The 12,433-nt window shown below is 42.3% G+C and carries 13 protein-coding genes; 7 read left to right on the top strand and 6 right to left on the bottom strand.

Annotated features, from left to right (window positions below; genetic code table 11):
- Positions 1-156: 156 nt before the first annotated feature.
- The 3 genes from AB1K89_RS05580 to yhaM are packed head-to-tail and all read left to right on the top strand — an operon-like array spanning position 157 to position 5,206.
- Positions 157-1,386, top strand: coding sequence for a metallophosphoesterase (locus AB1K89_RS05580; protein ID WP_413053792.1), 1,230 nt, complete (start codon positions 157-159; stop codon positions 1,384-1,386).
- Positions 1,383-4,271 carry an ATP-binding protein gene (locus AB1K89_RS05585; protein ID WP_413053793.1) on the top strand — a complete coding sequence of 963 codons (2,889 nt, stop codon included), beginning with the start codon at positions 1,383-1,385 and terminating at the stop codon, positions 4,269-4,271. Before AB1K89_RS05580 ends, AB1K89_RS05585 begins: the two co-directional genes overlap by 4 nt.
- 8 nt (positions 4,272-4,279) lie before the next feature.
- Positions 4,280-5,206, top strand: coding sequence for a 3'-5' exoribonuclease YhaM (yhaM, locus tag AB1K89_RS05590; protein ID WP_413054017.1), 927 nt, complete (start codon positions 4,280-4,282; stop codon positions 5,204-5,206).
- A 56-nt stretch (positions 5,207-5,262) separates the two neighbouring features.
- Here yhaM and AB1K89_RS05595 read toward each other — a convergent pair whose 3' ends face one another.
- Positions 5,263-6,141, bottom strand: coding sequence for a peptidylprolyl isomerase (locus tag AB1K89_RS05595; protein ID WP_413053794.1), 879 nt, complete (start codon positions 6,139-6,141; stop codon positions 5,263-5,265).
- 141 nt (positions 6,142-6,282) lie between these two features.
- On the opposite strand from AB1K89_RS05595, the gene AB1K89_RS05600 reads away from it, so the two are divergent.
- Positions 6,283-6,375 carry a YjcZ family sporulation protein gene (locus AB1K89_RS05600; protein WP_413053795.1) on the top strand — a complete coding sequence of 31 codons (93 nt, stop codon included), beginning with the start codon at positions 6,283-6,285 and terminating at the stop codon, positions 6,373-6,375.
- A gap of 291 nt (positions 6,376-6,666) precedes the next feature.
- Here AB1K89_RS05600 and AB1K89_RS05605 read toward each other — a convergent pair whose 3' ends face one another.
- On the bottom strand, positions 6,667-7,266 hold the full coding sequence (locus AB1K89_RS05605; RefSeq protein WP_413053796.1) for an HTH-type transcriptional regulator Hpr: 600 nt from the start codon (positions 7,264-7,266) through the stop codon (positions 6,667-6,669).
- Positions 7,267-7,551: 285 nt separating this feature from the next.
- Here AB1K89_RS05605 and AB1K89_RS05610 point away from each other — a divergent pair, with 285 nt between their 5' ends.
- Together AB1K89_RS05610 and AB1K89_RS05615 are read left to right on the top strand one after the other, a co-directional pair.
- Positions 7,552-8,352 carry a hypothetical protein gene (locus tag AB1K89_RS05610; RefSeq protein ID WP_413053797.1) on the top strand — a complete coding sequence of 267 codons (801 nt, stop codon included), beginning with the start codon at positions 7,552-7,554 and terminating at the stop codon, positions 8,350-8,352.
- A 148-nt stretch (positions 8,353-8,500) separates the two neighbouring features.
- Complete coding sequence (locus AB1K89_RS05615) at positions 8,501-8,746, top strand: penicillin-binding protein (RefSeq protein WP_413053798.1); 246 nt, start codon at positions 8,501-8,503, stop codon at positions 8,744-8,746.
- 186 nt (positions 8,747-8,932) lie between these two features.
- Here the strand turns inward: AB1K89_RS05615 and AB1K89_RS05620 are convergent, their stop codons facing one another.
- The gene (locus tag AB1K89_RS05620) at positions 8,933-9,484 is read right to left on the bottom strand and encodes a hypothetical protein (RefSeq protein WP_413053799.1); all 552 of its coding nucleotides are present in this window, start codon (positions 9,482-9,484) and stop codon (positions 8,933-8,935) included.
- A 524-nt stretch (positions 9,485-10,008) separates the two neighbouring features.
- On the opposite strand from AB1K89_RS05620, the gene AB1K89_RS05625 reads away from it, so the two are divergent.
- On the top strand, positions 10,009-10,392 hold the full coding sequence (locus tag AB1K89_RS05625) for a hypothetical protein (protein ID WP_413053800.1): 384 nt from the start codon (positions 10,009-10,011) through the stop codon (positions 10,390-10,392).
- A gap of 458 nt (positions 10,393-10,850) precedes the next feature.
- Here the strand turns inward: AB1K89_RS05625 and AB1K89_RS05630 are convergent, their stop codons facing one another.
- The 3 genes from AB1K89_RS05630 to AB1K89_RS05640 form a co-directional block, all read right to left on the bottom strand.
- Positions 10,851-11,213, bottom strand: coding sequence for a YtxH domain-containing protein (locus AB1K89_RS05630; RefSeq protein ID WP_413053801.1), 363 nt, complete (start codon positions 11,211-11,213; stop codon positions 10,851-10,853).
- A gap of 113 nt (positions 11,214-11,326) precedes the next feature.
- Entirely contained in the window at positions 11,327-11,851 is a 525-nt protein-coding gene (locus AB1K89_RS05635; RefSeq protein ID WP_413053802.1) for a tryptophan transporter, read from the bottom strand.
- A 109-nt stretch (positions 11,852-11,960) separates the two neighbouring features.
- On the bottom strand, positions 11,961-12,389 hold the full coding sequence (locus AB1K89_RS05640) for an HIT family protein (RefSeq protein WP_413053803.1): 429 nt from the start codon (positions 12,387-12,389) through the stop codon (positions 11,961-11,963).
- Positions 12,390-12,433 lie beyond the last annotated feature (44 nt).

Below are 12,433 nucleotides of genomic sequence, written 5' to 3' on the forward strand. Positions count from 1 at the left end.
TAAGTCACAGCTACTACGTGGCAAAGACCGCCACTTCGTAGCTGTGCCTTATGCCTGTCGCTTCTAGGCAGGCTCCCTCCGCTTTTATTTATTTCTATTACTCTTGCGCATATGGTAAAATTAGAACAAATATTCGTTAGGAAGGGAAGATGCTTATTGTCTACAATCCGGTTTATACATACGGCAGATTTGCATCTCGATAGTCCGTTCAAAGGGATGACAGGACTACCGCCGGCACGTTTGAATGAATTGCGGGATAGCACATTTACAGCATTCAACCGATTAATTGACTATGCGGTGGAAACTTCCCCAGACTTTCTATTGATCGTCGGGGATATCTATGACGGCGAAGATCGAAGTTTGCGTGCACAGCGGAAATTCCAAGAAGGAATGGAAAAGCTGCATGAAGCGGAAATTCCTGTCTATATCACGTATGGCAACCATGATCATCTGAGTGGGAATTGGACCCGTTTCGAGCTGCCGCCAAATGTCCACGAATTTTCTGGGGAAGTGGAAGAAGTGTCTTTGACGGTTAGGGGGCAAGAGGTTGTGCTCCATGGCTTCAGTTACCCGAATAGGCATGTCCGGGAAGAAATGATCAGCAAATATCCCGTTGCTTCGGACAACTACTCCTTCCATATCGGATTGTTGCACGGCAGCATAGCAGGAAATGATACGCATGCGGTCTACTCGCCTTTCACTATCGGAGAGCTGCAGTCGAAGCATTATGATTACTGGGCGCTTGGCCATATCCATTTACGACAGCAATTATCGGAAGACCCACCAATCGTCTATCCGGGGAATATCCAAGGACGTCACCGGAATGAATCAGGTGAAAAAGGGTTTTACGAAGTAGAGCTTAGTAAATCGGAGACAATCCTGTCATTCGTGCCGACAGCAGCCGTTCATTTCGGGAAAGTGCAAATCCCATGTGTAAATATCCAGCATGCAAATGAATGGCTTGCTAATTGCGAAGAGGCACTTCTTTCATTCGCTACAGAAAATGGTCCATCGGTCGTCGATGTTGAAATCCTTAATCTCGATGAGGAGACTGCAGCTTTTTTTGCTCAGACTGCCGAAGACGTTTGGCTGGACGCAATCCGCGAAGTGATGGATGGCAAGGAGCCGTTTGTATGGGTGCAACGCTTAACAGTTACAGCGACTCTCCATAATAAGGAGAACAATGCGCTTGTGGAATCCGTGCTTGGACAAGTCGACAGCTGGTCGTCCGAACAGTGGAAGCAAGTACTAGGAGAACTTTATCAACATGTACGGACAGCTCGATACCTTGATCCCTTGACGGAAGAGGATATCCACGATTTACGAAATGAAGTGGAGAGGCACTTATTGAATGAATTACCGACCGAGTTGGAGGTGATTCGGTGAAAATACGAAAAATAGTCATTTACGGCTTCGGGAAGCACGAAAACAAGACGATCGATTTCAGTGACGGCATAAATGTAATTTACGGCCACAATGAAGCGGGCAAGACGACGATCCAGCAATTCATCGTGCTAACACTTTTCGGCTTTCCACAAAAAAATAGCGCGCAGCTTCGATATGAACCGAAAGCGGGCGGCAAATTCGGCGGCCAGGTCCATTTGCATGACGAAGTCCATGGCAACTGCATCGTCGAACGGGTGCAAGGAAAATCAGCAGGGGATGTCACCGTCTATTTTGAAGATGGCACGCAAGGCGAGGAGGAAGCTGTGAAAGCGTTAGTGAGGCAATACGACCGCGCATCGTTTGAATCGATTTTCTCGTTTTCCCTTCTTCAATTGCAAGGCTTTGAGCGGATGGATGAGACCGAATTGAGCCGGACACTTCTCTCATCAGGCACAACTGGCGTCGACACATTATTGCGTGTTGAAAAGAAGATGGAGAAAGAACTGGGGGATTTATTCAAAAAAACTGGCCGGAATCCCGAAATGAATGTTAGGGCCACCGAGTTGAAGGAAATGGAGAAAGAGCTGAAAAGCGAACAGGAACGGATTGCGGCATACGCTCCGAAAATGAACAGGATCCACGAAATCGAAAGGGAATGGCAGGAAGCTAAACGAGCGTATGATTCATTGCGGGAGGAACATCGGGCTCTTGAACTGGAGCTGCAATTATTGCCGTTGAAGGAGAGGAAACGAAAACTTTCAAGCAGACTGGACGAAGTGCGGACGTCTTCCTTTCCGTCTGACGGCATCCGCCGTTTTGAAGTGATAAGCGGCAGATTGACTGAGATGGAAGCGAAGAAGCGAGGTTTGGAAGCTGAAATCGCGGCGATGGAGCAGAAGATGCCCGATTCTCCGCGTCCTGAAATGCTGTCTGCAATCGAGCGAATGCTTGCCCGCGAGCCGGAATGGCATGATTGGCGGTCGACACTTGGCTCGATCCGCGAAACCAAGTCTCAGTTGAATGTGAAGCGGATGCGGTTGCTAGATCGTTTAGGCTTGGATAAGTCGGACGCGTTGTTGCGTGCGGACGTTTCGATTCATCAGGAAGAACATCTATATGAACAACTGCAACAGATGGATGAAATGGGTCGACAGATAGGCTATATGGATCGGCAGCTTTCCCAGTTGGAGAATGAACTGCGGGATATTCGAAACGAGCAGCTTTCATTGCAAAGGAATTCCCCGACGGAAATGGAAAGGAAGCAAGCGGAGGAGTGGCCGTCCATTAGTAGTAGATTGGCCGAAGCGAAAGCGTATGTGCAAATGAGCCGGTCGAATCAGGGTGACGGAAACCCACAAATGCTTTTGATCCTCCTGATCGTGGCGGCACTCATGTCGATAGTAGGTTTAATTAGTGATCAATGGATAGTCGTCGGGCTTGGCGCGTGCCTTGCGGTCATTGCCGTACTTTTTAAAATTGGGAAACGCGGCGGCCAGCCGACAAACAAAGATGCTGAAATGGAGCGGTTCGTCGACGCCTATGAAGGACAGGCAGCGACGATGGAAGCGCTCATTATGAAAGTGAATGACTATGAACAGAGGCAAAGCAGGCTAGCCGAGGCGGCCAAGACGATTGAACGGAAAATGGGTGTGCTGGAAGAAGAGTATGGGGCAATCGTGCAGGGGAAGGAAAGTCTAGAACATTCATTAAGCAGCTTCTTTCTTGCGTATGGCCTTCGGAAAATCCCGAACTCCGGCATCCTTCATGAGTTTTTTGGCATGGCACGCTCGCTGCAGGAGATTGAACGCGAACTAGAAGACATTGAACGTCAATCGCAAACGATTCAAGATAATATCCACTTGAGGCAAGCAGAATTGGAGAGGCTCATCTCGATTGATGTGCCGGAATCATCCATTTATGACACATTGCGATCGGAATACATCTCTTTGAAAGAGAAGATGCAATTATTTAACACGTTGAGTCATAGGATTGAAGAGTACCAAACGCAGAAGCTAGAAGCGGAAGAGCTGGCAGCTTCCTTGCGCAGCCAACAACAAGAGCTGTTCGAAGAAGCCGGAGTGGAGACGGAAGAGCAGTATTATATGGCGTATGCCGCATCACAGGAAACGCTGACGTTGACACATCAAATCGAAGATGTCGAATCCCAGTTGACAGCTCTTGGCTCTGTAGAGGATCATATTGAACGCTCGGAAAACCAACTTCGGGAAGATATCCATCAAGTCGGCAGGGAGCTTGCCGGACTGGAAGAAGAGATGGGGGCGCTCGTTAAGGAGAAAACCTCATTGGAAGTGGAAACAGAGAAGTTGTTGACGGATGATTCCTATCAGCGGAAGCAACAGATGTTTGAAATGAAAAAGGCTGAGTTTGCCGAGCTCGCGAAACAGTGGTCGGTCCGCCAAGCGATCGTAGAAGCGATCACAGGCATGATGGAGGAGTTAAAGGAGAAAAGGCTGCCCGAAGTGCTGAGCAGGGCGGAGAATATATTCAGTGAACTGACTGGCGGGACATACATGTCACTCGCATTATCGGAAAATGGTTATTTCCAAGCCGTTGCCCAAAATGGACAACGTTATCCGATCATTGAGCTAAGCCAGGCGACGAAGGAACAGGCATATATTGCATTACGTCTATCGCTGGCAGCCGCAAAAGAGGAGACAGCTCCTTTTCCATTATTGTTAGATGATCCTTTTGTCCACTTTGATGAAACGAGATTTTCAAGAATGACGGCAATATTGGAGCGGCTAAGTGCGAAGCATCAGTTCATCTACTTCACATGTCATGATAAGATAGTAGAATACTGGACCAATGCAACGATTATTAACGTTTCCGACATCGGAAGCGCCAAGGGGGCGATGACAAGGTGAAAAAATTAATGGAACATCAAGTCGGGGAGCCGATTGATCTATATTTACTCATTAAACAATCGACGAAAGGCATAACCCAACAGGGAAGCCCTTTTATGACACTCATTTTGCAAGATAAGAGCGGTGATATAGAGGCGAAGCTTTGGGATACGGGTGAAGAGCAGGAGCGCCTGTATGCGGCCGCGACAATCGTAAAAGTCGGCGGAGAAATGCATGAATACAGGGGTAAAAACCAGTTGCGCATTAAAAGCATCCGTCCCGTGAAAGAAGAGGAAGGTGTGACGATTTCAGATCTCGTCCCATCTTCAGCGAAAAGCAAGGAAGTGTTATTTGAAGAATTACTACAATATTTCTTCGAAATGAAAAATCCACATATCCAGCGAATTACGAGACATCTGTTGAAGAAACACCAATCAGACTTCCTCGTTTACCCGGCTGCTACGAGAAACCATCATGACTATGTGTCGGGGTTGCTCGACCATGTCGTGTCCATGCTGAAGCTCGGCAAGGCGATTGCCGAATTATATCCTTCTTTGAATAAGGATCTGCTGTACGCTGGAATCATCTTGCATGACGTTGGAAAGGTCATAGAGCTATCCGGCCCTATCGGAACGCAATATACGATCGAAGGGAACTTGCTCGGCCATATTACAATCATGGTGAATGAAATATCGAAAGCTGCGGATGAACTCGATATTCAAGGGGAAGAAGTGATGCTTCTTCAGCATATGGTGCTGTCCCACCATGGCAAAGAGGAATGGGGAAGCCCGAAACGTCCAATGTTGATGGAAGCGGAAATCCTACATTATATCGATAATATCGATGCGAAAATGAATATGCTCGACCGGGCGATGTCGAAGACGGCAAACGGTGAATTTACGGAAAGAATTTTCCCTCTGGATAACCGCTCGTTCTACAAACCGAATATAGAATAAAAAAAGGGCTGCTTGCAAGTCGATGGTTGATCGATTTGCAGGCAGCCTTTTAATTTTTATTTCTTTTCTTTATCAGCTGTTGCTGGCAAATAAGCGTCCAAAGCTTTTTTGAACTCATCGACTTTAATATCGACATCAGCCGCTTTGATCAATTCTTGGAGCTTCTCTTCGAATTGGACTCGTTTTAATCCGTCTTCGATTTCCGCTTTTATTTCCTCTTCGGTCTTATCAGTTTCAGCCTTGCGAGTGTCAAGTAATTCAATGATATGGTAACCGAAGCTTGTCTTTACTGGTTCGCTAATTTCACCTTTTTTAAGGGAATAAGCCGCATCTTCAAACTCTTGCACCATTTTGCCTGGACCGAACCATCCGAGGTCTCCGCCCGTTTGTTCTGCAACTGGCTCAGTGGAATATTCCTTCGCTAGTTTAGCGAAATCTCCACCTTCCTTCAATTTCGCCAACACTTCGTTCGCCGTCTTTTCGTCTTTCACGACGATATGACGAGCATGGACTTCCGTTTTTGCGCGTTCCACGCCTTTTGCGATATCTTCATCGGACACTTTCAGTGAATCGATCATTTTCTTCTGAAGCATTTGGGATTTTACATTCTTCTCGAAGAATTTTTCAGTAATTCCTTGTTGTTGGAGGTACATGTCAAAATTATCCCCCAACGCATCTTTTTGCTTTTTGATTTCTTCTTTCAATTCCTTGTCGGAAATCTTATATTCGGTCTCCAACGCTTGTTGAAGAAGCAAATTTTCAACTACTTGTATACCAATTGCATCTTTCATCTCTTCATATAGATCTTCTTTTGTAATATTTCCGACTTTGGTTGTTGCGATAATTTCATCATCAGCCGCTTTTTGATCATTGTTACATGCTGCAAGTGTCAATACTGAAGCCGCCATCGTCATTGCAAGGACTGTTTTTTTCATGGTTTTTTCTCCCCTAACTATGATCTACAACAATTGAAACTATACCATAAAAACGATCATAAAACAAAAAGGTTCCTTACCAAATGCCTAAAACGGTTAATTGTCGTGTGCATACGATACAAAGAGAGAGGAGGTGCCCCAATGAGTGGATATGGCCAAGGCTCTTCTGGATTCGCTTTGATCGTTGTGTTGTTCATTCTGTTGATCATCGTCGGAGCTGCATTCTTGTACTAAACAGAAAAAATCCAGCTTCCTATTAAGGGAGCTGGACTTTTTCACCTTATACGTTCAATAGCACTTCAAGATAGAACGAAAGGATTAAAATCGTAATTAGAATATTGACGGTACGATATATTTTTGGTTGCTTTTCTTCTGGGATTTCTCGCGATTGACATAGAGCGAAAGTCATCTTGTTTATCTGAAATAAATAAAACAATGAGAACATGACAGTTACGATAAGGATCAAATCAATTCCTCCTCTTTAAGCCTTCACTTCATCATAGCAGACTACCCCGAAAAATGACATTATTTTTCTTCGACTGTCTGCAATTCAGCGACTTCTAAAGATTCCTTTTCGGTGCGGCTTAAGGAGACAAGCTCGTCGTCAAAAGTATGGTCGATCCGTTTGAAGCCGAGTTCGAATATTTCCATGAAATCTTCTCCGTAAATATTTCGGAGGACAGACATGACTTCCAAAAATTCAGGGAACTTTCCGTAAAGACTTTTAATCGGAAGTGATCCGTCCAAGATGCCATGTTCTGAGTCATGATAGTGTTCATTCATGCCTAGAAGAAGTTCTTCTCCTTCTTCAGTTACTGATACGTATGTATTACGACGGTCGTCGTCCTTCTTGAAGAATTGCAAGTAGCCACGTTCTTCAAGTTTTTTTGAGAAGTTGAAAGCTGTAGACACGTGCATGACGCCAAATTTTGCAATGTCTGAAATTGTCGCGCCTTGCAGATGGTATGCAATCCATAGAATATGATGTTCATTAATATTCAAGTCATAAGGTTTTATCCACTTCTGCCAATCTTTTTCGACAGCTTTCCAAAGTGCTTTTGACATCTGGGCAACACGTTGACTATAAATCATTGCTTCTTTTTGGGAAAACTTTTGCTCAGTCATGAAATACCTCCAGCATCAAATAGTTATCAGTTTTCATTATAGCAGGAAAACTTCGATTAAAAAAGTAGAAATTCCAAAAATACTATATATTCTTAAATGATTTGACGTGAGAATGTGAGATTGGCGAGGTTTTCCAGCAATAAAAATTATTCGTTTTCTAAAGTCGCCACACAAAATAATAAACAATCCAATATGTTTAAAGTGATAATGAAGTGTACAGACGAAAGCGGATAGTTGAAGAATATTCGGGAAAGATACCTAAAAAGAAAAGGTAGGTGGGCTTTCTTGAAGAAAAAACTTTACATCCTTTTTTGTATCCTCTTTCTAGTAACTAATACTGTAGTTTTTGCGGAGCAAGAAGCGAAGAAGAAGACGAATCGACCTTTTTTGGAGCAATTAATGTCGCATTCATTGGAGCATTCTGATGTTCAAGATATAAAAGTTGAAAATAATTCAGGACTTCAGCGTCTGTTCAGTATCAACGATGGTTATCAAGAACGCGTACTCAGAAAAGTGGTCTACTGGCTTAATAACTCTAGCCGAGTGAACGGGACAATCGAGGTATCTATAGATAATCCATCCAATAAAATGACGTTGCAAATGGCAAATGATGAAGTCATTACTATAGAACCCGCTTATACATGTGTATCTGATCATGAGCGAAATATTTGTACGGCTAAAGAAGGGGAATTAATTGTATCGGATAACAAACAAAAAGTTCGATTAAAGTCACAAACCCTTTATGATTGGCTCATGGTAGGGTGGAGAAAAGAATTGGACGGACCTACTAAAGAACAGTTGCTTGAAGAAGCATTGTTTACACGTTATTTATATCTTTTGGGCCCAACTTTTTCAGAATACTTCATGTGCCCAAAAATCAAGATAGAACCCATTGATGGAGATCCTAGACGGCACCTCATTTTTGCCAGTGCTTTAAACTATTCCGGACACCACGGGGGGGATTACGATAAACTCACTTTTTCTGTAAGTGATTCTAACCGGACAGGGTTACAAATAACAAACGTAAAAATAAAGAAACATATTTCGCAAGAAGAAATCCGAAAACAATGCCAAACATTTGATTAGTGGAATTAAAAAAATAAATGTATTTAGCAACAAGTTTACCACAGGGACAAACTAAGTAATTGTACTACCATATTGTACAAACTGTTAGAGGCCTCCTTTCATATGTTGAAATGTAAGTAATTTCTTTATGAATAGAGGTGAAATTTCTATGGGGATACAAAATATGTGTGATAAATGTATATGTGATCAGCTAAGTATGCTGGAACGGGACACAGACGTAGACTTGATTGTAGGCGGTGTAAGGCTGGAAGATCTCACATTTAAAGAATTTGACGCCAGTAATTGCTGCGCCAGGTTTGAAGGTGTAGAAGAAGAAGAGGGTCAAACAATTACTTTAACTATTTTTATAGATTGCCGTGATATTCAAGTGCTTTTTATTGAAGAAGAATGTTAAAAACTGGCGAAAAGGTGCATTCCTTCAAGAGGGAATAGCACCTTTTTTTGATTTTACGGGTGCGATTGTTCAATAGAGAAGTCGCTTCTTTACCTCGGAAAGAGAGAATGGGCGTTTCTAAATATGGAGAAATTCGGTTCACCTGTAATTAAAGCAAAGAGGCAGAACTTTAAAGTGGAACTTGCTTCAGTCAAATGGATAATATCGAAATGCTTGAACAGGATTTTTTCGTTTGCTGAAAATGTCAGGGTCATGATAAGGCGGATCTAATTGACTCATATCAAAGGACTCTTCAGTGCATGAAATATACAGATCGAATGCTTCATTGTCTTCTGGATAGAATAATTCACGTTTTTCACCATATAGTAATGCGTGGTCTATTGCGTTTCGCAACCTTTTCAAAGCTTCGCGATTACCAACAATGAAAGCGTCACTATGCCACATTTGTTGACCATATATTTGTAATATCCCTGCTTCTTCAGGCAAATCTATAGCTTGATCTATCGCTTCTATCATCTTAGCTGGATTTGTATCTACGAGAAATACATCTAAATTAGCGTCATGATAATCATTGGTCCTCAATTCTTCAATAAATTTCTTTCTTAGCGCGCATTCCTCAATTAATATATAAAGCTCTTCTTGGATGCTGCTAGAATAAAGAAACACCTGAATTAATTGATGATCCTTTTTGAAGTGAAAACGTTGAAAAGTAGGAGCCAGAGACTGTTCTTCAATCAAAGTAAATTCTCTTGGATGAATTTTTGATTTCGAAAATGAAGAGAAGCGTCTTGAACTTCGATATATATGAAATAAGGTGGTCATTTTACACACCCTTTCTTAGCGTTTATAAGCTTTCATATTATTAATTGCTTTATTTAATATAACTATAGCCTTTCCCTGTAAAGAAACAATAACATAACAATTCAAAGAATATTTCCTTTCTATTTCAAGTCGTGATACATTTGATTTGCGAGTAAAGAAATCCAAATATTCCCGTATCATAAAAAGTTGTAAATGAGGTGTTCCCCATAACAACATTCATATTGTTAGGTGTACTGTTCGTTGCGAATTTTATTGTTTGTAGCTTCGTGAATATTTTATTCCGCCAAACTAGGAAGGTCGATTGGGGAATGTCTCTTGTTACGAGCTTTATAATCTCGCTTGTTACTATTGGGATATTGGGAGTCGGACGATGATAGTAACACCTTCGATGAGGTTCACTTAAATCGGAGGTGTTTTACTTTTATGAAGGGGTTGATATGTTGAAGAAATTATTTATACTACTCATCTTTTTCTTATTATCTGCGTGCCAAATGAATAAGAGTGACTTAACGTTTGTTGGCGAAAGTGAAAATTGGTTAGCAGAAGTAACCGTTCTTCAAACGAAAGGAGAAGAAACATATCAAATTCAGCTTACGAACAAAGGAATTAACGTAGAGGAAATTGACGCTATTCATTATTATGTGGAATCAAAAAATAATGGGGTAATAAATTTCGGTGAGAATGATGTTACGTTAAATCAAGAAGGCAAGTATGACAACAAATCATTAAGTTCTAATTTTCCTTCTACAACTTCTAATGATGAGTTAGTTATAAAAATAGATTGGAACGATACAAGTGAAAGTTTTGATTTAAGAAGTAAGTGATGATAAATACTATGGCCGTTCAATAACTCACCTGTTACTAATCCCGGCAAGTGATCATATATCCCGGCAAGTGATCATATATCCTGGCAAGTGATCATATATCGTGGCAAGTGATCATATATCGCGGCAAGTGATCATATATCGTGGCAAGTGATCAAATATCGCGGCAAGTGATCATATATCGTGGCAAGTGATCATATATCGTGGCAAGTGATCATATATCGCGGCAAGTGATCATATATCGCAGCAAGTGATCATATATCGTGGCAAGTGATCAAATATCGCGGCAAGTGATCATATATCACAGTAAGTGATCATATATCCCGGCAAGTGATCATATATCGCAGCAAGTGATCATAAGTCTCGACAAGTGATCATAAATCGCCGCCTCAAAACAAAAAAGACTGCCACAGAAAGTCGATTGATCGACTTTCCGGACAGTCTCATAGACATGCCTATTACTTCTGTTGTTCCGCAATGGATTGTTCCAATTCGGCGAGTGACGTCTGGATTGCCGATAATTCCTTCTCGAGCTTAAGTCTGTTAGATTCAGTCGAGAGTTGCCATTGTTCGATAGACCCCTTAATGCCAGTGACAGCTTCAGGAACTAACTCCTTCGCTTCCTTCGTCATATGTGTGATGGAGTTTTTCAACTCGGCGATTTTTCCTTTAACGTCGTTCAATTTATGCTTCATGTCAGTTGAAGCGCTCTTAACGGACGAGCGGATTTCGCTTCCCGTTTGTGGAGTGGAAAATAACACAGTGACAGCGGCTGTCACCGATCCTGCAAGTAGACCAGCGAGAAATGTAGAAGTTTTCATGGAGTGCACTCCTTTCATTTTGAATAGTATTCCTTTTCATAGATTTATTAAAACATGGTAAAGTGTTTTGGGCAAATGAAAAAAGCTTTCCCCCGGAAGGAAAAGCTTTATTATCAATTGGATAATGCTGTTTTAAATGACGTGCGTTTCAATAATGTTTTGATGATCGGGTAGATGATGAAGAATACTATCCCGTTCATAGCGATTGCGGGAAGGACGACTGTTACAAACAATAATCCGAACGGAACTTTCGCGCCGATAACGTAGATGGCGACAGATAGGAAGATTGTTCCGGATAACAGTGTTCCGCAGCAAGCGATGATTGTCGAAATGATTAAGTGGTTAGCGGCTTTCTTTAATAGAACGATGACCGCAAAAACAACAAACGCCGTAATGAACTTATCGATAATATTCGGTATGAAACCTCCAGGGAAGCTTGTGAAAATCCCTGAGATGACTCCGGTCGTCGCTCCGAGCAAAAAGACGCTGCGGACGTCCGGGAATAAAAAGATGCCGATGAACATCATTGTCAGCATGAAGTCAGGCTTCATGCCCTCGCCATACCCCGGAATGACCAAGTACAAAGCGGCACCGACTGATACTAATAGCGCCATTAACATAAGATTTTTCGTATTCATTTCTCATCTCTCCTCAACTATACTCTATTTTTCGTTCTCCCAACGTATCCTCGCGATCGTCAGCGAAAACTTACATTTATTATACAGGAATTATGTGGAAGGTCAAGCCTTATTCTTTGTTGAAACGGCTTCGGATTTGATTTGCAATTTCTTGAATCCGTTCTTGTGTGAATTCCTCCACTTTCGGATTCCAATCTGATTCGAAACCATCCGTTTGATCGTATCTTGGGATGAAATGCATATGGAAGTGGAAAACGGCCTGGCCTGCTGGAGCGCCATTGTTTTGAAGCAAGTTCATCCCGGCAGGTTTGAATTCCTCTTTAAGGATGTTCGCGATTTTTGGGGCAACCGAAAATAGTTGGGAAGCTTCTTCTTCCGTCATTTCATACAGGTTTTCCCGATGCTCTTTTGGAATTAGCAAGACATGCCCTTTCGTCACAGGCATGACATCCATAATGGCGATGACGTTCTCGTCTTCATAGATTTTCTCACTAGGGAGGGTGCCTTCTACAATTTTACAAAAGATACATGATGTCATTTGCAGTCATCCTTTCTGATTCTCAGTCTCCGTAACATGGAGAA

Origin of the sequence: Sporosarcina pasadenensis, from assembly GCF_047228845.1 — a bacterium.
GTDB lineage: Bacteria > Bacillota > Bacilli > Bacillales_A > Planococcaceae > Sporosarcina.

Excerpts from the sequence above, each read along its gene's own strand:
- yhaM (WP_413054017.1), top strand. The coding sequence starts at position 4,280 with ATGGAACATCAAGTCGGGGAGCCGATTGATCTATATTTACTCATTAAA.
- AB1K89_RS05595 (WP_413053794.1), bottom strand. The coding sequence starts at position 6,141 with ATGAAAAAAACAGTCCTTGCAATGACGATGGCGGCTTCAGTATTGACA.
- AB1K89_RS05600 (WP_413053795.1), top strand. The coding sequence starts at position 6,283 with ATGAGTGGATATGGCCAAGGCTCTTCTGGATTCGCTTTGATCGTTGTG.
- AB1K89_RS05605 (WP_413053796.1), bottom strand. The coding sequence starts at position 7,266 with ATGACTGAGCAAAAGTTTTCCCAAAAAGAAGCAATGATTTATAGTCAA.
- AB1K89_RS05615 (WP_413053798.1), top strand. The coding sequence starts at position 8,501 with ATGGGGATACAAAATATGTGTGATAAATGTATATGTGATCAGCTAAGT.
- AB1K89_RS05630 (WP_413053801.1), bottom strand. The coding sequence starts at position 11,213 with ATGAAAACTTCTACATTTCTCGCTGGTCTACTTGCAGGATCGGTGACA.
- AB1K89_RS05635 (WP_413053802.1), bottom strand. The coding sequence starts at position 11,851 with ATGAATACGAAAAATCTTATGTTAATGGCGCTATTAGTATCAGTCGGT.
- AB1K89_RS05640 (WP_413053803.1), bottom strand. The coding sequence starts at position 12,389 with ATGACATCATGTATCTTTTGTAAAATTGTAGAAGGCACCCTCCCTAGT.